The 24503-nt window shown below is 65.4% G+C and carries 15 protein-coding genes; 14 read left to right on the top strand and 1 reads right to left on the bottom strand.

Translation table 11 applies throughout. The features are described 5' to 3' along the window. Positions 1-40 precede the first annotated feature (40 nt). The 9 genes from rpoC to recQ all read left to right on the top strand — a co-directional run bounded on the left by rpoC (position 41) and on the right by recQ (position 17888). Positions 41-4270, top strand: a complete 4230-nt coding sequence (gene rpoC, locus ACTJK4_RS24905) for a DNA-directed RNA polymerase subunit beta' (RefSeq protein WP_232041206.1) — start codon at positions 41-43, stop codon at positions 4268-4270. A gap of 259 nt (positions 4271-4529) precedes the next feature. After that, positions 4530-6383 (top strand): DUF2138 domain-containing protein, encoded by a 1854-nt coding sequence (locus ACTJK4_RS24900; protein WP_440819196.1) that lies wholly within the window; start codon positions 4530-4532, stop codon positions 6381-6383. Further along, complete coding sequence (locus ACTJK4_RS24895; RefSeq protein WP_440819195.1) at positions 6380-7084, top strand: DUF1175 domain-containing protein; 705 nt, start codon at positions 6380-6382, stop codon at positions 7082-7084. The genes ACTJK4_RS24900 and ACTJK4_RS24895 overlap by 4 nt, the downstream gene beginning before the upstream one ends. Positions 7085-7092: 8 nt before the next feature. Next, positions 7093-11874 carry an alpha-2-macroglobulin family protein gene (locus ACTJK4_RS24890; protein WP_440819194.1) on the top strand — a complete coding sequence of 1594 codons (4782 nt, stop codon included), beginning with the start codon at positions 7093-7095 and terminating at the stop codon, positions 11872-11874. A gap of 7 nt (positions 11875-11881) precedes the next feature. Continuing rightward, the gene (locus ACTJK4_RS24885; RefSeq protein WP_440819193.1) at positions 11882-13612 is read left to right on the top strand and encodes a YfaQ family protein; all 1731 of its coding nucleotides are present in this window, start codon (positions 11882-11884) and stop codon (positions 13610-13612) included. An 8-nt stretch (positions 13613-13620) separates the two neighbouring features. Then, complete coding sequence (locus ACTJK4_RS24880) at positions 13621-14412, top strand: YfaP family protein (protein ID WP_440819192.1); 792 nt, start codon at positions 13621-13623, stop codon at positions 14410-14412. Positions 14413-14422: 10 nt separating this feature from the next. Next, positions 14423-15265 carry a YfaP family protein gene (locus tag ACTJK4_RS24875; protein WP_343662439.1) on the top strand — a complete coding sequence of 281 codons (843 nt, stop codon included), beginning with the start codon at positions 14423-14425 and terminating at the stop codon, positions 15263-15265. A 7-nt stretch (positions 15266-15272) separates the two neighbouring features. Beyond that, positions 15273-15863 carry a class I SAM-dependent methyltransferase gene (locus tag ACTJK4_RS24870; RefSeq protein ID WP_440819191.1) on the top strand — a complete coding sequence of 197 codons (591 nt, stop codon included), beginning with the start codon at positions 15273-15275 and terminating at the stop codon, positions 15861-15863. Positions 15864-15974: 111 nt separating this feature from the next. Then, a complete protein-coding gene (recQ, locus tag ACTJK4_RS24865) occupies positions 15975-17888 on the top strand; it encodes a DNA helicase RecQ (RefSeq protein ID WP_414561168.1) in 1914 nt (637 codons plus the stop codon). On the opposite strand, the gene ACTJK4_RS24860 is transcribed toward recQ, so the two are convergent. Further along, positions 17885-18805 carry a LysR family transcriptional regulator gene (locus ACTJK4_RS24860; RefSeq protein ID WP_232041197.1) on the bottom strand — a complete coding sequence of 307 codons (921 nt, stop codon included), beginning with the start codon at positions 18803-18805 and terminating at the stop codon, positions 17885-17887. The two genes, recQ and ACTJK4_RS24860, sit on opposite strands and share 4 nt — an antisense overlap. Before the next feature lie 99 nt (positions 18806-18904). Here ACTJK4_RS24860 and ACTJK4_RS24855 point away from each other — a divergent pair, with 99 nt between their 5' ends. The 5 genes from ACTJK4_RS24855 to ACTJK4_RS24835 form a co-directional block, all read left to right on the top strand. Beyond that, positions 18905-20164, top strand: coding sequence for an MFS transporter (locus tag ACTJK4_RS24855; protein WP_440819190.1), 1260 nt, complete (start codon positions 18905-18907; stop codon positions 20162-20164). 297 nt (positions 20165-20461) lie between these two features. Continuing rightward, positions 20462-20839, top strand: coding sequence for a 30S ribosomal protein S12 (rpsL, locus tag ACTJK4_RS24850; protein WP_003265519.1), 378 nt, complete (start codon positions 20462-20464; stop codon positions 20837-20839). A 186-nt stretch (positions 20840-21025) separates the two neighbouring features. Further along, positions 21026-21496: a 30S ribosomal protein S7 gene (gene rpsG / locus ACTJK4_RS24845; RefSeq protein ID WP_004634470.1), complete on the top strand. Its 471-nt coding sequence runs from the start codon at positions 21026-21028 to the stop codon at positions 21494-21496. Positions 21497-21610: 114 nt separating this feature from the next. After that, on the top strand, positions 21611-23737 hold the full coding sequence (gene fusA / locus ACTJK4_RS24840) for an elongation factor G (RefSeq protein ID WP_045203008.1): 2127 nt from the start codon (positions 21611-21613) through the stop codon (positions 23735-23737). Between the two features lie 83 nt (positions 23738-23820). Further along, a partial coding sequence (locus ACTJK4_RS24835) for a GTP-binding protein (RefSeq protein ID WP_440819189.1) occupies positions 23821-24503 on the top strand: 683 nt, incomplete at its 3' end.

Raw genomic sequence — 24503 nt, 5'->3', positions numbered from 1 at the left:
GTCACACCAAGGCGCCAGCCTCAAACTCAAGGAGTTTGGAATGAAAGCATTGCTCGACCTATTCCGTCAGGTACAGCAAGAAGAGCAGTTTGACGCGATCAAGATCGGCCTCGCGTCGCCTGAGAAAATCCGTTCGTGGTCGTTTGGCGAAGTCAAGAAGCCCGAGACCATCAACTACCGTACGTTCAAGCCCGAGCGTGACGGCCTGTTCTGCGCCAAGATCTTCGGCCCGATCAAGGACTACGAGTGCCTGTGCGGCAAGTACAAGCGCCTGAAGCACCGTGGCGTGATCTGCGAGAAGTGCGGCGTTGAAGTGACGCTGGCCAAGGTGCGCCGTGAGCGCATGGGCCACATTGAACTGGCTGCGCCGACCGCGCACATCTGGTTCCTGAAGTCGCTGCCGTCGCGTCTGGGCATGGTGCTCGACATGACGCTGCGCGACATCGAGCGCGTGCTGTACTTCGAAGCATTCGTCGTGGTTGAGCCGGGCATGACCGCGCTCAAGAAGAGCCAGATCATGTCGGAAGACGACTACCTGGCCAAGTGCGACGAGTACGGCGAAGGCGAGTTCGTTGCCATGATGGGCGCCGAAGGCATTCGCGAGCTGCTGCGCGGCATCGACATCGAGAAGCAGATCGAAACGATCCGCGCCGAGCTGCAGGCCACGGGTTCGGAAGCCAAGATCAAGAAGTTCGCCAAGCGCCTGAAGGTGCTCGAGGCATTCCAGCGTTCGGGCATCAAGCCGGACTGGATGATCCTCGAAGTGCTGCCGGTGCTGCCGCCCGAGCTGCGTCCGCTGGTCCCGCTGGACGGCGGCCGTTTCGCCACGTCGGACCTGAACGACCTGTATCGCCGCGTCATCAACCGGAACAACCGTCTGAAGCGTCTGCTCGAGCTGAAGGCGCCGGAGATCATCGTGCGCAACGAAAAGCGCATGCTGCAGGAAGCCGTGGACTCGCTGCTGGACAACGGCCGTCGCGGCAAGGCGATGACCGGCGCCAACAAGCGTCCGCTGAAGTCGCTGGCTGAAATGATCAAGGGTAAGGGCGGTCGTTTCCGTCAGAACCTGCTGGGCAAGCGCGTGGACTACTCGGGCCGTTCGGTCATCGTGGTGGGCCCGACGCTGAAGCTGCATCAGTGCGGCCTGCCCAAGCTGATGGCGCTCGAGCTGTTCAAGCCGTTCATCTTCCACAAGCTGGAAACGATGGGCATCGCCACCACGATCAAGGCGGCGAAGAAGGAAGTGGAAAGCCAGACGCCGGTGGTGTGGGACATCCTCGAAGAGGTGATCCGCGAACACCCGGTGATGCTGAACCGTGCGCCGACGCTGCACCGTCTGGGTATCCAGGCGTTCGAGCCGGTGCTGATCGAAGGCAAGGCCATCCAGCTGCACCCGCTGGTCTGCGCGGCGTTCAACGCCGACTTCGACGGTGACCAGATGGCTGTTCACGTTCCGCTGTCGCTCGAAGCGCAGATGGAAGCGCGCACGCTGATGCTGGCGTCGAACAACGTGCTGTTCCCGGCCAACGGCGATCCGTCGATCGTGCCGTCGCAAGACGTGGTGCTGGGTCTGTACTACACGACCCGCGACAAGATCAACGGCCGCGGTGAAGGCATGACGTTCGCCGACATCTCGGAAGTGATCCGCGCCTACGAGAACAAGGAAGTCGAACTGGCTTCGCGCGTGAACGTGCGGATCACCGAGTACGACCTGGTGAACCCGGAAGCCGACGGCGATGCCCGCTTCGCGCCGAAGATCACGCTGCAGGCCACCACGGTCGGTCGCGCGATCCTGTCGGAGATCCTGCCGAAGGGTCTGCCGTTCTCGGTGCTGAACAAGCCGCTGAAGAAGAAGGAAATTTCGCGCCTGATCAACACGGCGTTCCGCAAGTGCGGTCTGCGCGAAACCGTGATCTTCGCTGACAAGCTGCTGCAGTCGGGCTTCCGCCTGGCAACGCGCGCCGGTATCTCGATCGCCATCGACGACATGCTGGTGCCGCCGGCCAAGGAGAAAATCATCTCCGAGGCGGCTGCCAAGGTGAAGGAATACGACAAGCAGTACATGTCGGGTCTGGTGACGGATCAGGAGCGTTACAACAACGTCGTGGACATCTGGGGCGCCGCCGGCGACCAGGTGGGCAAGGCGATGATGGAGCAGCTCCAGACCGAAGACGTGGTCGACCGCAACGGCAACACCGTCAAGCAAGAGTCGTTCAACTCCATCTACATGATGGCCGACTCGGGCGCACGGGGTTCCGCAGCGCAGATCCGTCAGCTCGCCGGTATGCGTGGCCTGATGGCCAAGCCGGACGGCTCGATTATCGAGACGCCGATTACCGCGAACTTCCGCGAAGGCCTGAACGTTCTGCAGTACTTCATCTCGACCCACGGTGCACGTAAGGGTCTGGCGGATACGGCACTGAAGACGGCGAACTCGGGTTACCTGACCCGTCGTCTGGTCGACGTGACGCAGGATCTGGTGGTGGTGGAAGACGATTGCGGCACCTCCAACGGCGTGGCCATGAAGGCCTTGGTCGAAGGCGGTGAAGTGATCGAAGCCCTGCGCGACCGTATCCTGGGCCGCGTGGTCGTCAACGACGTGGTGAACCCGGAAACGCAGGAAACCGCGATCGAAGCCGGCACGCTGCTCGACGAAGACATGGTCGACCTGATCGACGCGCTGGGCGTGGACGAAGTGAAGGTTCGCACGCCGCTGTCTTGCGATACGCGCTACGGCCTGTGCGCCAAGTGCTACGGTCGCGACCTCGGCCGCGGTGTGCTGGTGAACTCCGGCGAAGCAGTGGGTGTGATCGCTGCTCAGTCGATCGGTGAGCCGGGCACGCAGCTGACGATGCGTACGTTCCACATCGGTGGTGCGGCATCGCGTGCGGCAGTGGCATCGAGCGTGGAAGCGAAGGCAACCGGTACCGTGCGCTTCACGGCGACCATGCGTTACGTCACCAACGCGAAGGGCGAGCAGATCGTCATCTCGCGTTCGGGCGAAGCGCTGATCACCGACGACCACGGCCGTGAGCGCGAGCGCCACAAGATCGTGTACGGCGCGACGCTGCTGGTCAAGGATGGCCAGTCCATCAAGGCCGGCACGCAGCTCGCCACGTGGGATCCGCTGACGCGACCGATCATTTCGGAGTACTCGGGCACCATCAAGTTCGAGAACGTCGAAGAAGGCGTGACCGTCGCCAAGCAGATGGACGAAGTGACTGGTCTGTCGACGCTGGTGGTGATCGATGCGAAGCGTCGTACCGCTGCCACGAAGGGCATCCGTCCGCAGGTGAAGCTGCTCGACTCGTCGGGTGCTGAAGTGAAGATTCCGGGCACGGACCACTCCGTGACCATCGGCTTCCAGGTGGGCGCGCTGATCACCGTGAAGGACGGTCAGCAAGTGCACGTGGGTGAAGTGCTCGCACGTATCCCGACCGAATCGCAGAAGACGCGTGACATTACCGGTGGTCTGCCGCGTGTGGCCGAGCTGTTCGAAGCCCGTTCGCCGAAGGACGCCGCCGTGCTCGCGGAAGTCACCGGTACGACTTCGTTCGGTAAGGACACCAAGGGCAAGCAGCGCCTGGTGATTACGGATCTCGACGGCAACGCCCACGAGTTCCTGATCGCCAAGGAAAAGCAGGTGCTGGTGCACGACGGCCAAGTGGTCAACAAGGGCGAAATGATCGTCGAAGGCCCGGCCGACCCGCACGACATCCTGCGTCTGAAGGGCGTGGAAGAGCTGGCGACCTACATCGTCGACGAAGTGCAGGACGTGTACCGTCTGCAAGGCGTGAAGATCAACGACAAGCACATCGAAGTGATTGTTCGTCAGATGCTGCGTCGCGTGCAGATCGTCGATACCGGCGACACCCGCTTCATCCCAGGTGAACAGGTGGAGCGTTCGGACCTGCTCGACGAGAACGACAAGGTGATCGCGCTGGGCAAGCGTCCGGCGACCTACGAGAACCTGCTGCTGGGTATTACGAAGGCATCGTTGTCGACCGACAGCTTCATCTCGGCGGCGTCGTTCCAGGAAACCACGCGCGTGCTGACCGAAGCCGCCATCATGGGCAAGGTCGACGACCTGCGTGGTCTGAAGGAAAACGTCATCGTTGGCCGTCTGATCCCGGCCGGTACCGGCTTGGCTTACCACCGCGCCCGCAAGGCGAAGGAAGTGGCCGACCGCGACCGCGCTGCGGCGATTGCCGAAGAAGAAGCCGCTTCGATCTTCGAAACGCCTGCCGTTCAGCAAGAAGGCGACGCGTAAGCGAGCCAAGCAACACCATCAAAGCCCGGCCATGTGCCGGGCTTTTTTTTTGCCGGCTTTTTGCCGAGGCGCCGTGTGCAGACGCCCAGCAACACTGGCGCCGCCCGAGTCGTATTTTCTTGAGACGTTAACCCGCCTTAACATGCCAACCGCTATGATTTCGCGGTTATAGACCGGCACTTTTTACAATCTGCGCGCCCTCCAGCGGAGCAGGTTTCAGCAAGGCGCCGGCCCTTCCAGTCTTGCCGACGATTCCTCCATGAAGCTCACACGCAAGCAGATCGCGGTTGGCGCGGTCGCCCTGGTCGTTGCCGGCGCGGCGGTGGTGCAGATGGTCTGGCACCCGTTTGGCCGCGCGCGCGCGCTGCACGCCCGTCAGGTCCAGCTCGACCTGACCTATCCCGACGCCCTGATCGACAGCCAAAGCCTGTCGCAACTGCCGCGCGACGTGCTGCGTGTGCCGCTGCTGCGCGACGTGCTGACCGAAGATTTCGTCGCCTATTACGAAGGCAACGAAGACCGTCTCTCGGTGGCCGGGGCGCTGCGCCGCCTGGCGTACGAGCAGAAGCTCGACCTGGCCGAGACGGTGCTCAAGCACGTGTTTGACGAGCCCGCCCGCGTGATGCTGTGGCGCGGCCCGGACGACAAGCTGCGCTACTGGGTGCTCTCGATGCAGCGCAACGGCCTGGCCAAGGCGCTGGAAGCCGTCGGCACGGTGGCCACGAGCGATACGCAGCTCACCAAAGTCGCCGATGGGCTGGGCGATTCGGGCGCGCCGGTCTATGCGCTCAGGCTGTCGGCCACGCGTTCGATCCTGATTGCCAGCAAGGGCGATCGGCTGATCGCGCTGTCCGAGCCCGGCATCCTGCTGGACAAGGACGGCAAGCCGATTTCCAAGCAGGCCAGCGCGCTGGCGGCACTGCTGTCGGACGATACCGGCAGGCGCAATGTTCAGGGCACGGCGTACGCGCTGCCCGCGCAGGAGCCGACGGGCCATCACGTTGTGGTGAGCGCCAACTATCTGTCGTTCGGTTATCAGCAATACTTCCCCGGCATTGAAGCGCTGCGTTTCGACTTCGGTGCGGGCAAAGACGGCGCGGGCAACGGCTGGCAGAGTGCCGCGCTCATCGACCCGGCCCGGCTGACGGCCAAGTGGGACAACGCCGGCCTGTGGCGGGCGCTGCCGTCTGACCCTGCAGCATGCGCGACGCTGCCGGTTGATTGGAAGGCCGCAGGCACGCTGCTGAAGTCCGTGGCAGGCGACGCCAAGGAGATCAGCGAAGCCGCCGCGCATGTTGGCGATGCGTTTGCGGGGCCGGCGGCCGCGTGCTGGTACGGCAAGTCGTCGCTGGTGGCGCCGTTGTTCGTGGCGAAGCTGTCGTCGGCGTCGCACGCCGAGGCCGTCAAGCCGGCGCTCGGTGCGCTGTTCGGCCAGATTGTCGGGTCGTACGAAGCCAAGGCGCAGGCTGACGACAAGTCCGGTCCGTACAAGCGCCTGCCGGTGACGACAAAGCAGGGGCCCGCCAACGCCACGCTGTGGCAGCGGCCGGTCAGTGCGCGCTACGGTACCGCGCAGTCGGCGGGGGCACCGTTTGCGGCGCAGCTGTCGTCGGATCGCTACTTCCCGGTCACGCTGGCGATTGCGGGAGACGTGGTCGTGTTTTCGCCTGACGCGCGCCTCGTCGATGACGCCTTGGCGGTGCTCGCCAAGCGCTTCCCCGCAGTGGCCGACAGCCTGCCGAAGGACAAGACCGATCGCATCGTCCTGACCATGACGCCCGCATCGCTCGCCCCGCTTGTCCGCCGCGAAGCGGGTGCAGCGCTGCCGGCCGACCAGGAAGCGGTGTTCCTGAACGCTGCGCAGACGCATCTGTTTCCGAAGCTCAAGGCGCTGTCGCGGTACGCGCCGGTGTCGCTGGCGCTGGATGGCGGCGTGCCGTCGTCGCGCGGCTGGGTGCCGGTGACGTGGCTCTCAAGCGGACGCGGTCTGCCTGCCGGTGGCGATGGCACGCCGCCGCCGGCTGACGCAACGGCAGCACAAGCCCCGGCGGCCGATGCGCCGACCACAGCGGCTGCGGCTTCCGCCTCCGAAGCCAACACCAGCACGCAATGACGTTGCGCGCCCAGGCCGCCGCGTTGAACCGCCGCCGTTGGTTGACGGCGGCGGGCGCCTGCCTGCTCGCTCCGTCTGTGCATGCGTTGTCGGGTTGGGCCGACGCGGCTCCCGCGGATGCCGATGCACTCACGCCGGACCAATCCAGCGTGTTCCGTGCGTGGTTCGTGCGCATCGTCAACGAGCAGCTCCGCCAAGGCCCGACGCCGCGCTGGACGCATCGCGACTGCGCCGGCCTCGTGCGCTTTGCCGCCGGCGAGGCGCTGCGCCCGCACGACGCCCGCTGGCTGCGCGCCAACGGCATGCGCGATGCGGAATCTGCGCGACACCTGCCGCCCGAGCTGAATCTCACACCTGCCCAGCGCACGCTCACGCAGCGTTGGGCACGCTTCGATGGCAGTACCGGTGCATATGTCTCGGCGCTGGGGCTGATCCAGCAGAACAGCCGATTCATCGCCCGCGACGTCAACCAGGCACTCCCGAGCGATCTGCTCTTCTTTGATCAAGGCGACGACCAGCATCTGATGATCTGGATGGATCGCTACATCGCTTACCACACCGGCACCGTCACCCGCACCGACAACGGCCTGCGCGCGGTCCCGGTTTCTGAACTGATGCAATGGAAAGACTCGCGCTGGCAGCCGCAGAGCGGCAACCCCAACTTCATCGGCGTGTTTCGTCTGGCCTTTTTGACACGGTAGAAAAACTCATGCGCAACCGTTGGCTGTCGTTCAATCTCGTCGCCGCCGTCTGCGTGACGGTGCTGGCGTTCGTCGTTTCGGTGCCGGCAGCGCATGCGGCCGATGCGCCGGAAACCCCGAACCCCACGCTGTTCGACGTGCCGGGCAGCGGCTATGAGCCGTTCAAGGGGCAGCCGTTCTTCCTGCTGTCGGATGCGAGCTACGGCACCGATCAGGAAGCGATGGTCCGTCTTGAAGCGCCGGGCCGCGAGTACAAGGACGAACTCTCCCGCTACGGCGGCGCTGACATCCTCGTCTACCGCGTGCCGCAGCCGCTGGAATTTCTGAAGGCGCAGAAGAACCTGCACCGCATCGACGTCAAGGCCAACTACACGGGCGAAGGCCTGGCCAACACGCTCGCCTATCTGTGGGACAACTGGACGCGCCAGGCCCGCCGCGCCTGGCAGCGTGTGTTGTCGTTCGCCACACGCAGCAAGGCCGTGGAGACCGCGCCGCAGTTCAGCATGGGCGACCAGATGACCGCGCCCACGCGCTTCTCGAACAACCCGCAGTACGCGCCGCTCAAGGGCTACGAACTGCTGGGCCGCTTCCGCTACCCCATCTGGGATGCCAAACCGATCGCGCCGCCCAAGGACGTGCAGCTCGAGGGCAGCAGCAGCGAATGGATGCCGCAAAACGCCGGCAACGTGATGATTCCGGTCGGCAAGCTGCCTGCAGGTCTGTACATCGTTGAAGCGGTGATTGGCGCGTACCGTGCGCACACGCTGCTGTTCGTGTCGGACACCGTGGCCGTCACCAAGGGCACCTCGCAGGGGATGATGGTGTGGACGGCTGAGCGCAAGAGCGGCAAGCCCGTCGGCGGCGCGTCGGTGAGCTGGACCGACGGCGTGGGCGTGCTGGCCTCGGGCACCACCGAAGCCGATGGCACAGCCGACCTGCGCCACGTGTCGCCTGAGCGCAGCTACGTGATCGGCAACGATCGCGCGGGCGGCGTGTTCATCTCCGAGAATTTCTATTACGACAGCGAGATCTACAACACCAAGCTGTACGCCTTCACCGATCGCCCGCTGTATCGCCCGGGCGACGAAGTGAACGTCAAGTTCATCGGCCGCAACTTCAAGAACGCGACCGAGTCGACCGTGCCGGCTGCCGGCGACATCAAGCTGCAAGTGCTCGACCCGAATGGTGCACCGGTGGCCACGACGACCACGCGCCTGGCGGGCGAGACCGGGGCGGACGCACGCTTTACGCTGCCGTCCAACGCCCCGGCCGGCGGCTATTCGCTGCGCTTCGACTACAACGGCGGCACCTATGGCGGCGCTTTCCGCGTGGCCGAATACATCAAGCCGCACTTTGACGTGAACCTCTCGCTGGACAAGACCAGCTACGGCACGGGCGAAGCGGTCAAGGGTAAGATCAGCCTGCGCTATCCAGACGGCAAGCCGGTCAAGAACGGCAAGGTGTCGGTCAGCCTGCGCGCGCAGCAGGTGACGATGGTGGAGGGCGAGCTGCGTTACGCGGGGCTGTTCCCCGTCAAGCTGGAGCAGCAGGAGCTGACCACCGACGGCGACGGCAACGCCAAGCTGGAACTGCCCGCCGCCAAGGAACCGAGCCGCTACGTCGTGACCGTGTTTGCCAACGACGGTGCGGCGTACCGTGTGAAGGTGACGCGCGAATTGCTGATCGCACGTGGCGCGACGCCGTACAAGCTGTCTACCACGTCGAACTTCACCACGCCGGGGCAGAACGTGTCGTTCACGCTCACGCCGATGCCGGTTGTGAGCGGCGCAAGCGGTGCCAGCGCGCCGCCCGCCAAGTGGGATCTGGTGCGCCTCGAAACGCGCACGCGCACCGAAGGCACGCTGGCGCCGGATGCCAAGGGCAACGCCACGTTCCCGGTCAAGTTCGACCAGCCGGGTTCGTACACGCTGTCGGTGCGCGATGCGGCCGGCAACCTGCTCGCCGCGTCCAGCCACTGGGTGGCCGGCGATGGCGTGCAGACCGTGCCGGGCAACATCGAAATGGTGTTCGACCGCGATCGCTACCAGATTGGCGACACGGCCGAAGCGCTGATCACGTTCCCGCTGCCGGTGGACGATGCGCTGCTCACGCTGGAGCGCGACAAGGTCGAGCGCCACGCGCTGCTCACGCGCGGCGGCGAATGGCTCAGCCTGCAGAAGGTCACGCCGTCGCAGTACCGCGCGCGCATCAAGATCGGTGCGGAGTTCGCGCCCAACATGACGTTCTCGGTGCTGTACGTGCGCGACGGCGACATGGTGTTCCAGAACGCCGGCATTGTCGTCACCCAACCGACGCTGGACCTGGGCGTGCATGCCGACAAGGCCGTCTACGCCCCGGGCGAAACCGTCACGCTGGACTTGACCAGCGCGCTGGCGGGCAAGCCGGTGCCGGCCAACCTGACCGTGTCGGTGGTCGACGAAATGATCTACGTGCTGCAGCCTGAAGTGGCGCCTAGCATCGTCGACTTCTTCTATCACCCGCGCCGCAACAGCGTGCGCACCACATCGAGCCAGAGTTTCATCAGCTACGACTTGGCGCTGGCCTCGCTGCCGGGCAAGCCGGGCGGCACGTACGGCCGCCATAACGAGCGCGGCGTGAAGGTGCTTGAGCGCCCGCGCCGCGACGAGAAGGACACCGCTGCCTGGGTCGCCAACCTGCAGACCGGCGCCGATGGCCGTGCGCGCATGACCTTCAAGATGCCGGATTCGCTGGCGCGCTGGCGCATCACGGTGCGCGCCGTGTCCACCACCGGCGCATCGGACGGCATCGTTGGCCAGCGCACGGCAAGCATCCGCTCCGACAAGCCGCTGTATCTGAAGTGGACCGGCCCCCAACGCTTCCGCGAAAGCGATCAGCCGCGCCTGGACATGGTCGCCTTCAATCAGACCGACAAGGACATCACCGCTGACTGGATCGTCTCGGGCGCCGGCCTGAACATCAACCAGCGCGTGACGCTCAAGCGCGGTGCCAACTACCTGCGCGCACCCGTCACGGCGCTGCAGGCGGGTGTCGTGAATGCCGAGCTGAAGCAGGACGACAAGGTTTCGGACCGCCTGCAGACCACGCTCAAGCTGGACGCAACGGGCTGGCTGGCGGACCGTGAAAACGTCGTTCCGCTCACGCAGCTGCAAGGCACGCGCCTGCCGCTGGGCCTGCCCGCCGATGCGCGCGACGTGCGTCTGCGCGTGGTCGGCAACACGGCCAGCCAGTTTGCTCGTGTGGCCGATGACCTGATCGAATATCCGTACGGTTGCGCGGAGCAGACCGCCAGCCGCCTGATCCCGCTGGCAATCGCTCAGCAAAGTCTCGCGGCCACCGGCACGCGACTGGGCGACGGCGGCCCGGCCGGCACGCAAGGCGTCGACGCGCTGCTGCGCACGCAACGCCAGCGTCTGGCACTGCTGGCCGGCACCAACGGCACCTTCGGCTGGTGGGGCGAGCTGACCACCAGCAGCGCGCTGATCACGTCGTATGCGTATTACGCGGATTGGCTCGCCAGCCGCTCGGTCGGCATCAGCCTGCCGGCAGACAACTGGAAGCAGGTGCTCGAAGCCTACAAGCGCACCAGCCAGAACGAGCCGCTGCTGCACCGCGCGCTGGCGCTGTGGTTTGCCAACGAGATGGGCCTGCCGGTGGCAACACCGCTGTCGGGCGTGGCGAACGAGCTTGCGCCCAGTGGCGGCAAGGCGGCCAAGGCCCCAGCCGATGCCGATCCTGCAGCGGGTGACAGCCTGATCTTCGTGGCGCCGGATTCGCCGCGCGGCCGCCAGGTGGCGACGGTGCTGACGGCACAACTGATGCGCCAAGTCGGCCAGCCGGTGCCGGAAGCGCTTGTCTCTGCTGACATTGCTGCCCGCAATGCGCTGGCCGCCGACACCTCGCCGCTGGTGCAAAGCCTCCTGCTGATGGGCGGCGGGCGCTCGGCTGCCGATCCGGGCCCGCTGCTGGCCCGCGCCAGCGCTGCCATGCCGACGATGGATCGCGCTGTCGCGCTGGTCTGGCTGCAGAAGGGTCTGGGCGGTCTGCAAGGCGCGAGCGTTGCCGCCATCCAACCGGCTGTTGCGGCTGGTGGCTGGCAGGCGACGCGCTCTCCGGTCGGTGTGCCGACGTGGCGCTGGACTGGCGCGCAAGTGCCCGCCGCGCTGGACCTGACGGCGGCTCCGACCGACGTGACCACGCAATCGGCCATCGTGTCGTACCGCAGCCGCGCGGCAGAGGCCTCCAAGCTGCCGATCACGGTGGAGCGCAAGCTGTACCGTCTGGAGCCGATCGATTCGGCGCCGGCCAAGCCGGACCCGAAAGCGCCCAAGCAGCCGGCGGCCGACAGCAGCAGCGGCATCGCCTTTACCGCCAAGCCGGTCAAGCCGGGCGACACGCTCGACAGCAATGCACTCTACGTCGACGAGGTGGTGCTGACGCCGCGCCAGGGCACGTACCGCTACGGCCTGGTCGAAGTGCCACTGCCGCCGGGCGCCGAAGTGGAAGCCACCACGTGGGGCATCCAGATCGACGGCCTGAAGGGCGAGCCGAACGAAGGCAACGGCGCGCAGGCGTTCGAGCGCAAGGCCGCGTACGAAATGGGCCAGCTCTCGTACAACCAGCCGGTGCCCGCGCTGGAGCGCCCGACCGTGCTGCGCCAGCTGGTGCGCTTCTCGCTACCGGGCCGCTTTGCGTTGCCGCCGGTGCGCTACTTCCGCATGTACCAGCCGGAAGCCAAGGCGTTCCAGGGCGACGGCAAGACGGCCAGCTATCCGTTCAAGGTGGAGTGATCTGGCGATGCCTTCCCGCCTGCTCGCGCGTGGTGTGCTGACCGGCCTGTTCTGGGCTGCCGGCGCCTGCGTGCTTGCCGGGCAGGCTGTGCACGCCATCGCCGCGCCGGTTGGCCAGCCCGTTCCGCAGCTGCGATATGCCGCTTTGCAAGGCGACGAAGCCAAGCTCTGGCAATTCGGCGCTGACCCGGCCGGCGGTATGCCGCAAGCCACCGCCTTGCCGCGCGACGCCGAAACACCGCTCGGCAGCGTCTGGAAACTCTTCGTCTACAGCTACCTCGTCTCGCGCCGCATCAGCACGCCCGACTACACGTGCCACGGCAACGACGCCGAAGAGGTCTACTGCTGCACCGCCGGCAACAGCGTCGACCGCGAGCGCGCGCTCATCCAGTCGTGCGGACGCTATTTCGAACCGGCGCGTCTCGGGCTGGACCGCGCGGACTGGCGCCGCTTTTGGCAGCAAGCCGGATCGCCCACGTGGCTGCGCGACCTGCGTGCCATGCAGCCGACGCATCGCGTGCCGGTCGCGGATCTACTCACCGCGCTGCGCAGCGTTCCGGCCGAGGGGCGCGAAACTGCCGCGCAGACACTCGTCTCCGTGCTGACCATCGGGCGCGGCGAGGGCACGGTGTCGGACTTCGGCGGTCTGCTGCGCGCCAAGACGTGGACGATGCCCGACCCGCAGCGGCCCGGCGCGTCGATCGGCGGGGCCGCGGGCTGGCTGGCCGACGGCACGCCCGTCTGGCTGGGCGGTGCCGGGTCGAGCAAGCAGGTGCTGGCCGCTGCCGCACCGCGCCTGACGCCGCTGATCGAGCAGACGCCCGTGCCCGACGATGATGCCTGCGTCGCGGTGGACTTCTTCGCGCGTTACCCGATTCGCGAGGTGCGCGATGCCAGCGGCAAGCCGGTCGCGGCCGGTCGTCTGGAAGGCCGCTACGCCGTGCGCTTCGTCAACGGCAACACGCTGCCGATCGAGAGCAAGGGCGAGTTGACGCTCGCGCGCCAGAACAACATGCCGGTCATTACGGGCCGCCTGGGCATGAACGACTACGTGGCGCGCGTGGTCGAGCGCGAAGGCGAACTCGCTGGGCCACAGGCCGCGCGTGCGTTGGCCGTGGCGGCACGCAGCTACCTTGTGCAGCACGCCTCGCGCGACAAGGGCTGCTACCGCATCGCCGACAGCTCGCGCACGCAGCGCGTGCTGCCGCGTCCACCGCTGGCCGCCGCGCGCAACGCAGCCGAATTTACCGACACGCTGGTCCTAACCGGCCAGTCCGTGCAGTACCACGGCACCATCAGCGCACGCGGCCAGATGAGCTGGACCGCCGCGCGTGCCGCTGCCCAGCGCGGCCAGGGGTTTGACGCGATTCTCGCGCAGTGGTGGCCGCAGGCGACGCTCACGTCGTTCCAGAGCCCGGTGGCGGGGGATTGTTCACCCGTGGCGGGCGCGCAGCAGTGGCTGCAGGCGCGCGCGCCGGGTTGGTCCGCGCGCCTGAATGCCGAGCCCGGCTACGAGACACCGCCGCTGCCGGCCGTGTGCGTCGTACAAGAGGGCCGCCCGTATGCCGACGCGCGCCGCAACCGGCTCTACGTGCACCGGTTTGCCACCGAGGAAGACCGCATCGCACTGACGCACGAATATCTGCACCTCGCCTTTGCGCGTCACCCGCGCGGGCAGGACGAACAGTTTGTCGAGGCGATGGCGCGTCGCCTGATCCGAGGGGAGGGTTTGCTGTGAAGAGTGGGATGACGCGCTTGGCGCTGGGCGCCGTTGCGCTGCTGCTGGCCGCATCGGCGCTGGCTGAGCCGGTGGCCGATCTGGAGGGGCCGATCGGCGGCTGGCGCAACAGCAAGCTGACCAACGAGCTGGAGCAGTACACCGCGGCGTATCCAAAACCGCCCGTGGACCGTGGCGCGCAAAAGTACCGCACGCTCATTGCCGGGCGCATTCGCGCGGCCGGCAAGCAGCGCCGCCCGCCAGTGCTCGTCGTCAACGGTAACGCGATGCCGCTGTATGGCGATGGCGAAGGCCGCTTCGCGCGCCCGTGGGCGTTCGGCCCGGGCTCGAACAGCGTCGAAATCGTGAGCCCCGACGGCCAGTCGCGCCAACGCCTGCAGTTCTACGAGGCCGACACCACCAAGACGTCGGCCAAGCTGCGCGCCATCCTCACGTGGGACGATCCGCGCGCCGAGGTCGACATGCACGTCATTTCGCCGATTGGCGATCACGCGTTCTGGGCGCAGCCGCTGCTCTCCGACGGCGGTGGGCTCGACGTGGACAGCGTCGACGGCGCCGGCCCTGAGATCTTCTCGACCGCCGCGCCGCGTCCTGGCGTGTGGCTGTTCTACGTGAACTACTGGGGCAACTTCAACGCCGGCGGCTACAACTTCGACGAAAAGGCGCACGATCGCGATCTCATCACCGCGCAACTGACGCTGATCTATAACGAGAACACGCCCAACGAGCGGCGCGAGTTCGTCAGCGTGCCGCTGCGCAAGATCGGCGAGCTGGCGCTGATGAAATCGATCCGCTTCTGACGTGACGCACATGATGCCTTCCACTTTCCGTCTCGCCGCTGCCATCGCGTTTGCCACGTCTGCGGCCGCTGGCGGCGTGCTGGCGCAAACCGACGCCGGGAATATCGAGATCACCGCGCCGCTCAACGGCTGGCGCAATTCGGCGGGCGACGAATCCCGCTATACGCAGGACGTGCATTACCCGGCGGTGTCGGTGTCGACGCCGCAAGGGCAGGGCATCGCGTCGATGATCGCCGGGCGCATCCGCAATCAGCCGAAGACTGCCGCAGCAACGGAAGAAAACAAGCCGCGCCGCCGCCGTGGCGCCGATGGCTCCTCGGTCGGTACGCTGATCGTCAACGGCGTGGCCATGCCGCAGCGCATCGAGGCCGACGGCACGTTCTCGCGCCCGTATGCATTTGGCGCGGGCAGCAACAGCGTCGAGGTGCGCAGCGCGCGCGGCGACGCCAAGCGCGTGCAGTTCTACGACAGCTACTCCGGCAAGCAGCGTCCGCGTTTGCGCGTGGTCCTGTCGTGGGACACCGACGGCACCGATCTCGACCTGCATGTCATTTCGCCCGACGGACAGCACGCCTGGTACGGCAACCGCGTGGTCGAAAACGGCGGCGCGCTCGACGTGGACGTCACCACCGGCTATGGTCCGGAAATCTATTCGAACCCGGCGCCCGTGCCCGGCACGTATCTCGTCTACGTGAATTACTACGGCAGCGGCAATGACCGCAGCGCGATCACGACCGCCACCGTCACCATCATCACCGACGAGAACACGCCGTCCGAACGCCAGCAGACGTTTGTCGTGCCGATGCGCAAGGCCGGCGATCTGACGCTGCTACGCAGTTTCACAATGAAATAGGATCGCCATGGACACGCAGACCGTTGCCGCCTACGACGCGCTCGCAGAAACCTTCGCGCAGGAGTGGCGCGACCAGCCTGCGCCTGAAGATCTGTACGCGCTGCTGCGCCGCGAGTTCAAGGCAGGCGGTGCCACCGCCGACATCGGCTGCGGCGCGGGGCGCGAGGTGGCGTGGCTCAATGCCAACGGTTATCCGGCGGTCGGTTACGACGCGTCTGCCGCGCTGCTGGAAGCGGCACGCGAGCAATATCCGGGGCTGTCGTTCCGGCAGGCGCTCTTGCCCGAATTGGTCGGCATTGCCGAAGGCGCGTTCGACAACGTCATCTGCGAGACCGTCATCATGCATTTGCCGCCCGAGCAGATTGGTGCGTCGGTGGAGCGCCTGGTGTCGCTGCTGCGCCCGGAGGGCACGCTGTACCTGAGCTGGCGGGTCACGCCTGAGGCCGATCAGCGCGATGGACGCGGCCGGCTGTTCACGTCGTTCGATGCGGCACCTGTGCGCCAGGCGCTGGCCGGCACCGAACTCGTCTTTGACGAAGCGGCTGTCAGCCAGTCGTCGGGGCGGACGATCCATCGCATCGTTGCGCGCAAGGTTTGAAGGCGGCGTTGCCGACAATCCGACTGTCCTGATTGACTACCCTGCGGCGGGGTTTGTCACAATAGCGGTTTCGCCCAGCCACGCGTGACACCGCGCGCACCCGCCGCCCCGATGTACGACTCCCCCGCCATAGACCACGCGCTGCAGGCGCTGCCCGAAGACACCGCCGCCGCCACGCATGCGGTGCTGCACGATGTGTTCGGCTACAGCGCCTTCCGCGGCCCGCAGGCGGAGATCGTCACCCATGTGGCGGACGGCGGCGATTGCCTCGTGCTGATGCCCACCGGCGGGGGCAAATCGCTCTGCTATCAGATCCCGGCACTCGTGCGGCACCGGCGCGGGCAGGGCGCCGGCATTGTGGTTTCGCCGCTGATCGCGCTGATGCAGGATCAGGTGGCCGCGCTGGAAGAAGCCGGCGTGCGCGCCGCGTATCTCAACTCCGCGCTGACAGGCGCCGAGGCTGCCCAGGTCGAGCGCGATCTGGCGGCGGGGCGGCTGGATCTCGTCTACGTGGCGCCCGAGCGGCTGATGACGCCGCGCTTCCTCGAGCTGCTTGAGCGATCGCGCATTGGCCTGTTCGCCATCGACGAAGCGCACTGCGTGTCGCAATGGGGGCACGATTTCCGGCCCGAGTACATCCAGCTTTCCGTGCTGCACGAGCGATTCCCGCACGTGCCTCGCATTGCGCTCACCGCCACGGCCGATGCCGTCACCCGCGACGAGATCGTTGAACGGCTGGCGCTGACGGACGCGCGCGTCTTCCTCTCCAGCTTCGATCGCCCGAACATCCGCTACACCATCGTCGAGAAGGACAGCGCGCGCCAGCAGCTGCTGCGCTTCATTCGCGCCGAACACATGGACGGTGACACCTGCGACGCCGGCATCGTCTACTGCCTGTCGCGCAAGAAGGTGGAGGAGACCGCGCAGTGGCTGGCCGAGCAGGGCATCCGCGCGCTGCCGTATCACGCCGGGATGGACTCCGAAGTGCGCGCCCGCCATCAGGCAATCTTCCGCAAGGAGGAGGGCGTCGTCATGGTGGCGACCATCGCCTTTGGCATGGGCATCGACAAGCCCGACGTGCGTTTCGTTGCGCACCTCGATTTGCCCAAGAGCCTCGAAGGTTATTACCAGGAAACCGGCCGCGCAGGCCGCGACGGCATGCCCGCCAACGCGTGGATGGCGTATGGCTTGTCTGACGTGGTGCAGCAGCGCCGCATGATCGATGAGTCCGATGCGGACGATGTGCACAAGCGCGTCTCAACCGCCAAGCTCGAAGCGTTGCTCGGCCTTTGCGAAGCCGCAAGCTGCCGCCGTGTGGCGCTGCTTGCGTACTTTGGTGAAAGCAGCCAGCCGTGCGGCAACTGCGATACGTGCCTGACGCCGCCGCAAACCTGGGACGCCACGCGCGAGGCGCAGATGGCGCTGTCGTGCGCATACCGCGTCCAGCAGGCCAGCCGCGTGAGCTTTGGCGCGGGACAACTCATCGACATCCTGCGGGGCAACGCGACCGAGCGCGTCAAGCAGTGGCATCACGAGACGCTGTCGACCTTCGGCATCGGCAGCGATTTGTCAGAAGCCGCGTGGCGCGGCGTGTTCCGACAGTTGGTCGCGCAGGGCTTGTTTGCGGTGGATCACGGCGGCCACGGCGCACTGATCCTGACCGACGCGGCCCGCCCCGTGCTCAAGGGCGCGCAGTCGGTGATCCTGCGTCGTCAGGTCGAGAAGGTACGTGGTGCGTCTTCGTCGTCGGCGAAGAAGGAGCGTCGCGCCGATCCGGCCGCGGAGCTTTCCGCCGAGGCGCAGGTGCGCTGGCAGGCGTTGCGTGCCTGGCGGACGCAGGCCGCGCGTGAGCACAGTGTGCCGGCATATGTGATCTTCCACGACGCCACGCTCGCGCGCATCGCCGAGACCGATCCGGATTCGCGCGAAGCGCTCGGCGAGCTCCCGGGCATTGGCATGGCCAAGCTGGACCGCTACGGCCAGGCGCTGCTCGACGTGCTGGAGAAATGCCGCGAGCAAGTCTAAGCGGACAGCGGCAATGGTCCCATTACGCCGGTGCGGCTCAGGTGATCGCCCAGAAAATCGACAAACGCCCGCACCTTCGGCAGCAGGTGCACACGTTGTGTGAACACGGCGTGCAGCGGCACCTCCCGCGCCGTGTAGTCCGTCAGCACCGCCTGCAGCCGGCCGGCCGCAATATCGTCGCGCACCAGATACGCCGGCCCCAGCGAAACGCCCAGCCCTGAACGCGCCGCCTCGCGCAGCACGAGGCTGTTGTTGGCCAGCATCGAACCATTCACGTGGGCGATGTGGCGCTGGCCCGCGGCGTCCGTCAGCACCCAGTCGTGCGGCCCGTCGTAATTGGCGTAGACGAGGCAGTTGTGGTTGCGCAAATCCTCCGGCGACTGCGGAATGCCCCGCTCGCGAAAATACGACGGCGCCCCGTAGATGGCGTGCGCGCAACTCGCCAGCCGCCGCGCCACCAGCGATGAGTCCTCCAGCATGCCAATGCGGATCGCCACGTCGATGCGCCCGGCGACAAGATCGGCGTAGCGGTCGTTCATGTCCAGATCGATCTGCACGGCAGGGTAGCGCGCCTGGAATGCGCCCAACAGCGGCGCCAGCAATGTCACTGCAAACGAGGCCGGCGCTGACACCCGCAGCGTGCCGCGCGCCTCGTCGCGTAACGCGGTCACGGCCTGCTCTGCCGCATCGACGAGCGCCAGTCCTTCGCGGCTTTTTTCGAAGAACGCCGCGCCCGCTTCGGTGAGCGACAGGCGCCGCGTTGTCCGTTGCAGCAGACGCGTCTGCAGCCGCGCCTCCAGCCGCGCCAGCGCCTTACTGATCACACCGCGCGACATCCCCATCGCATCCGCCGCCGCCGACAGGCTGCCGCGCTCCACCACCTGCACAAAGATCGCCACGTCAGAAAGCCGGTCCATATTTGCGCGCCTGTGGAAACAATATTGCGCCAGAGGCTACCTTAATCTGCGCGAATCGGCTGGCTACGATGGGCGCTCCGATCCTTCGTCCTGCTCATCATGACTACCGAAGCGCCTGCCGTTGCCGTTTCCAACCCGCCACCCGCCGATCGGCTCCCCGACGGCGCCACGCCCTTGTTTGCCGCCGCTGTCGGGCTCATCGTCATCAACCTGTTCGGCATCCAGCCACTCGTTGCCGAGATCGCCGCGAGCATCGGCTGGACCACGGCCGCCACGGGGCTGCTGGTGACCGCCACCCTTATCGGCTATGGCATCGGCCTGTTGCTCCTGATGCCGCTGACCGACCTGCAGGACAACCGCACGCTCGCCTCGCGCACCCTGTGGGGCGCGGTGGCTTCGCTGGCGCTGACCACTGTCGCGCACAGCGGCCAAGTGCTGATGCTGGCTGCCTTCACCATCGGCCTCACGTCGACGGTCATTCAGATGCTGATTGCGCTGGCGGGGCGCCTCGCCGCAGACCATCGGCGCGGGCGTGTGCTCGGCGACATCATGATCGGCCTGAACCTCGGCATCCTCCTTTCGCGCCCGGCGGCCAGCCTGATCGCGGCGCAGTGGGGCTGGCGGGCGTTCTACGGCACATCGGCGGTGGCGATTGCCGTGTTGGCTGTCTTCCTGCCGCGCGTGATGCCCACCTTCGTGCCGCCGCGCACGCTGTCGTACGGCGCACTGCTGGGCTCGTACGGGCGACTGCTGCGTAGCGAACCGTTGTTGCGCCGCCGCGCCGCCACCCAGGCCTTGCTGATGGCCGCGTTCACGTTGTTCTGGACGGCTGTCGCACTGCGGCTGGCGGCAGCGCCATTCCATCTTTCGCAGAACGGCATCGGCATCTTTGCGCTGTGCGGCGCGGCTGGGGTCGTGGCCGCGCCTATCGCCGGACGGCTGGCCGATCGCGGCTTGGTGCGCGTGGGTACGCTGCTCGCGCACGGCAGTGCGGCGACGGGTTTGCTGTTGGCGCTGGCTTCGGCACTGTTGCCTGGGCTCAGCGTCCCCGCCATGTTGACAATGTTGGTAGCTGCGGCGCTACTGCTCGACTTCGGTGCCATCGGCGACCAGGCGCTCGGTCGCTATATGGTCAACACACTGTCTCCTGAGATTCGCGGGCGCGTAAATGGTCTGTACACCGGTGCGTTCTTCTTTGGTGCAGCCGCAGGCGGTGGCTTGGCTGGCGTGGCATGGGCTGGGGCCGGCTGGATCGGCGTATCCGTCTTGGCGCTTGGGTTTGTGGCGGCGGCTGCGCTCGTTTTTCTGTGGCCGGCGAGTGCGCCGCGTGCCATTGGCGCCACACCCCGCCGTTGCTGACCTGCTCGGGCGTCGCCAGACTGGTGGCGCGCTTGACGCTTGCCAGACAGCCAGCTATAGTGCCAGATTCGAGTTTTTGGCTTCTGGTTTCGCGCGTCCCTGCCCGGCAAAGCGCTGTGCAAGACATCTGAATCAGACGGGCTCGCGCTCTTTGGTCTTGATCTGTTCCCGCAGGTCCTCCCTTCAGAGCGTTCTGCTCGCCACTTCCATAAAACCCGATTGCGCCGTCCGCCTCACAAATGAGGCGTTCACGTTATGTGAACCGGCGATTTTTCAAAAACCAAGCTGGATTGAACAATGCCAACCATCAATCAACTGGTTCGCAAGCCCCGCGTCTCGGAAAAGCTGAAGAGCAAGAGCCCGGCACTTGAGAACTGCCCGCAGCGTCGCGGCGTGTGCACCCGCGTGTACACCACGACGCCGAAGAAGCCGAACTCGGCACTGCGTAAGGTCGCCAAGGTGCGCCTGACCAACGGTTTCGAAGTCATTTCGTACATCGGCGGTGAAGGCCACAACCTGCAAGAACACAGCGTCGTGCTGATCCGCGGCGGCCGTGTGAAGGACTTGCCGGGTGTGCGTTACCACATCGTGCGCGGCTCCCTTGACCTGCAAGGCGTCAAGGACCGTAAGCAAGCGCGTTCGAAGTACGGCGCGAAGCGTCCGAAGGCGGCCTAAGTCGTCAGTGAGATCGCGCCGCTTTTGCGGTCACGGTCTTGTCATGAGCAGGCGGTACAACGGTGCGTTTTTTGACCGCACTGGCACCGTCGAGTAAGTGGTCACCCGGCTCAGATTGTTGGAAGACAAGCTAGTTGGTGGCCGGAGAACCGAAGCGGTTCTCAACTGAACAGAGAAGGAAAGAAGATGCCACGTCGTCGTGAAGTCCCCAAGCGGGAAATTCTGCCGGACCCGAAGTTCGGCAATGTGGAAGTCGCCAAGTTCATGAACGTCCTGATGCTGGACGGCAAGAAGTCGGTGGCTGAACGTATCGTCTACGGTGCGTTCGACCAGATCGAAAAGAAAGCAGGCAAGGCGCCTATCGAGGTGTTCACGCTGGCAATCGGCAACATCAAGCCGGTGGTCGAAGTGAAGAGCCGTCGTGTTGGTGGCGCCAACTATCAGGTGCCGGTCGAAGTCCGGCCGTCGCGTCGTCTGGCATTGGCGATGCGTTGGCTGCGGGAAGCTGCGAAGAAGCGCAGCGAGAAGTCGATGGCCCTGCGTCTGGCTGGTGAGCTGCTCGAAGCCTCGGAAGGCCGTGGCGGCGCCATGAAGAAGCGCGACGAAGTGCACCGCATGGCTGAAGCCAACAAGGCGTTCTCGCACTTCCGCTTCTAAGCGACGCGAGACGTTGTTGGTTGCTGGGCGGGCTGTGTGCGCACATCTCGCCCATTTGTATTAGGGGCGCTTGGCCATGGGCCGGCGCCCCGTTGACGAATCTGAGGATTAACCGTGGCTCGTAAGACCCCCATTGAGCGCTACCGTAACATCGGTATTTCCGCTCACATCGACGCCGGCAAGACCACCACGACCGAGCGGATCCTGTTCTACACCGGTGTGAACCACAAGATCGGTGAAGTGCATGATGGCGCTGCCACCATGGACTGGATGGAGCAGGAGCAAGAGCGCGGCATCACCATCACGTCTGCTGCTACCACCGCCTTCTGGAAGGGCATGGGCGGCAACTATCCCGAGCACCGCTTCAACATCATCGACACCCCGGGCCACGTGGACTTCACCATCGAGGTGGAGCGTTCCATGCGTGTGCTCGACGGCGCGTGCATGGTCTACTGCGCAGTGGGTGGCGTGCAGCCGCAGTCGGAAACCGTCTGGCGCCAGGCCAACAAGTACAAGGTGCCGCGTCTGGCGTTCGTCAACAAGATGGACCGTACCGGCGCGAACTTCTTCAAGGTCTACGACCAGCTGAAGACCCGTCTGAAGGCCAACCCGGTGCCCGTCGTAGTGCCCATCGGCGCTGAAGACGGCTTCCAGGGCGTCGTCGATCTGCTGGAAATGAAGGCGATCATTTGGGACGAAGCCAGCCAAGGCGTGAAGTTCGAATACACCGACATTCCGGCTGAACTCGTTGACACGTGCAACGAGTGGCGCGAGAAGATGGTCGAGTCGGCTGCTGAAGCCAGCGAAGCGCTGATGGAAAAGTACCTGGGCGGCGAAGAGCTGACCCGTGCTGAGATCGTCAAGGCGCTGCGCGACCGTACCATCGCCTGCGAAATTCAGCCGATGCTGTGCGGCACCGCGTTCAAGAACAAGGGCGTGCAGCGTATGCTCGACGCCGTGATCGACTTCCTGCCGTCGCCGGTCGACATTCCGCCGGTTCAAGGCATTGACGAAAACGACGAAGAGAAGAAGCTCGAGCGCAAGGCAGACGACAACGAGAAGTTCTCGGCGCTGGCGTTCAAGATCATGACCGACCCGTTCGTTGGTCAGCTGATCTTCTTCCGCGTCTACTCGGGCAAGATCAACTCGGGCGACACCGTGTACAACCCGGTGAAGCAGAAGAAGGAGCGTCTGGGCCGTATTCTGCAGATGCACGCCAACCAGCGCGAAGAAATCAAGGAAGTGCTGGCAGGCGACATCGCCGCTGCAGTGGGCCTGAAGGACGCCACCACGGGTGACACGCTGTGCGACCCGAGCGCTCCGATCATTCTCGAGCGCATGGTGTTCCCGGAGCCGGTGATCTCGCAGGCTGTCGAGCCGAAGACCAAGGCTGACCAGGAAAAGATGGGTATCGCCCTGAACCGCCTGGCTGCTGAAGATCCGTCGTTCCGCGTGCGTACCGATGAAGAATCGGGCCAGACCATCATTTCGGGTATGGGCGAGCTCCACCTCGAAATTCTGGTCGACCGCATGAAGCGCGAATTCGGTGTGGAAGCCAACATCGGCGCCCCGCAAGTTGCCTACCGCGAAACCATCCGCAAGAAGGTTGAAGACGTCGAAGGCAAGTTCGTCAAGCAGTCCGGCGGTCGCGGTCAGTATGGTCACGCTGTGATCACGCTCGAGCCGGCGGATGACGAGGCGAAGAAGGCTGGCAAGAACTTCGAGTTCGTCGACGCCATCAAGGGCGGTGTGATTCCTCGCGAATACATCCCGGCGGTCGAGAAGGGTATCGTCGACACGCTGCCGGCCGGTATTCTGGCGGGCTTCCCGGTGGTGGACGTGAAGGTCACGCTGACGTTCGGTTCGTACCACGACGTGGACTCGAACGAAAACGCGTTCCGCATGGCCGGTTCGATGGCTTTCAAGGAAGCCATGCGCCGCGCCACCCCGGTTCTGCTCGAGCCGATGATGGCTGTGGAAGTGGAAACGCCGGAAGACTACACGGGTACCGTGATGGGCGACTTGTCGTCCCGCCGCGGCATCGTGCAGGGCATGGACGACATGGTGGGCGGCGGCAAGATCATCAAGGCCGAAGTCCCGCTGTCGGAAATGTTCGGTTATTCGACGTCGCTGCGCTCGCAGACGCAAGGCCGCGCCACGTACACCATGGAATTCAAGCAATACGCTGAGGCACCGAAGAACATCGCCGAAGCTGTGATGGCTGCCAAGGGTACGAAGTAATCAACGTGTTTTGGGCGGCGCGCGTGTGCGTGCTGCCTGCATCCAAATCTAGTAATTAGCCGATTCCGAATTGAGGAGCTGACATGGCAAAGGAAAAGTTCGAGCGGACCAAGCCGCACGTGAACGTTGGTACGATTGGTCACGTTGACCACGGCAAGACGACGCTGACCGCAGCGATCACGACCGTGCTGGCGACCAAGTTTGGTGGTGCCGCCAAGGCATACGACCAGATCGATGCGGCGCCGGAAGAGAAAGCGCGTGGCATCACGATCAACACCGCACACGTCGAGTACGAAACGGCTAACCGACACTACGCGCACGTTGACTGCCCGGGCCACGCCGACTACGTCAAGAACATGATTACCGGTGCTGCCCAGATGGACGGCGCAATCCTGGTGTGCTCGGCCGCTGACGGCCCGATGCCGCAAACGCGTGAGCACATCCTGCTGGCCCGCCAGGTTGGTGTGCCGTACATCATCGTCTTCCTGAACAAGTGCGACATGGTGGACGACGCCGAGCTGCTGGAGCTGGTCGAGATGGAAGTGCGCGAACTTCTGTCGAAGTACGACTTCCCGGGCGACGACACCCCGATCATCAAGGGTTCGGCCAAGCTGGCGCTGGAAGGCGACAAGGGCGAACTGGGCGAAGTGGCCATCATGAACCTGGCCGACGCACTGGACACCTACATCCCGACGCCGGAGCGCGCTGTTGACGGTACGTTCCTGATGCCGGTGGAAGACGTGTTCTCGATTTCGGGTCGCGGCAC

It is taken from the genome of Ralstonia sp. 22111 (assembly GCF_052045895.1).
Classification (GTDB): Bacteria; Pseudomonadota; Gammaproteobacteria; order Burkholderiales; family Burkholderiaceae; genus Ralstonia; species Ralstonia wenshanensis.
Note: the sequence above shows the minus strand (reverse complement) of the source record. Positions and strands in the feature narration are given on the sequence as shown.

Excerpts from the sequence above, each read along its gene's own strand:
- rpoC (WP_232041206.1), top strand. The coding sequence starts at position 41 with ATGAAAGCATTGCTCGACCTATTCCGTCAGGTACAGCAAGAAGAGCAG.
- ACTJK4_RS24900 (WP_440819196.1), top strand. The coding sequence starts at position 4,530 with ATGAAGCTCACACGCAAGCAGATCGCGGTTGGCGCGGTCGCCCTGGTC.
- ACTJK4_RS24895 (WP_440819195.1), top strand. The coding sequence starts at position 6,380 with ATGACGTTGCGCGCCCAGGCCGCCGCGTTGAACCGCCGCCGTTGGTTG.
- ACTJK4_RS24890 (WP_440819194.1), top strand. The coding sequence starts at position 7,093 with ATGCGCAACCGTTGGCTGTCGTTCAATCTCGTCGCCGCCGTCTGCGTG.
- ACTJK4_RS24885 (WP_440819193.1), top strand. The coding sequence starts at position 11,882 with ATGCCTTCCCGCCTGCTCGCGCGTGGTGTGCTGACCGGCCTGTTCTGG.
- ACTJK4_RS24880 (WP_440819192.1), top strand. The coding sequence starts at position 13,621 with ATGACGCGCTTGGCGCTGGGCGCCGTTGCGCTGCTGCTGGCCGCATCG.
- ACTJK4_RS24875 (WP_343662439.1), top strand. The coding sequence starts at position 14,423 with ATGATGCCTTCCACTTTCCGTCTCGCCGCTGCCATCGCGTTTGCCACG.
- ACTJK4_RS24870 (WP_440819191.1), top strand. The coding sequence starts at position 15,273 with ATGGACACGCAGACCGTTGCCGCCTACGACGCGCTCGCAGAAACCTTC.
- recQ (WP_414561168.1), top strand. The coding sequence starts at position 15,975 with ATGTACGACTCCCCCGCCATAGACCACGCGCTGCAGGCGCTGCCCGAA.
- ACTJK4_RS24860 (WP_232041197.1), bottom strand. The coding sequence starts at position 18,805 with ATGGACCGGCTTTCTGACGTGGCGATCTTTGTGCAGGTGGTGGAGCGC.
- ACTJK4_RS24855 (WP_440819190.1), top strand. The coding sequence starts at position 18,905 with ATGACTACCGAAGCGCCTGCCGTTGCCGTTTCCAACCCGCCACCCGCC.
- rpsL (WP_003265519.1), top strand. The coding sequence starts at position 20,462 with ATGCCAACCATCAATCAACTGGTTCGCAAGCCCCGCGTCTCGGAAAAG.
- rpsG (WP_004634470.1), top strand. The coding sequence starts at position 21,026 with ATGCCACGTCGTCGTGAAGTCCCCAAGCGGGAAATTCTGCCGGACCCG.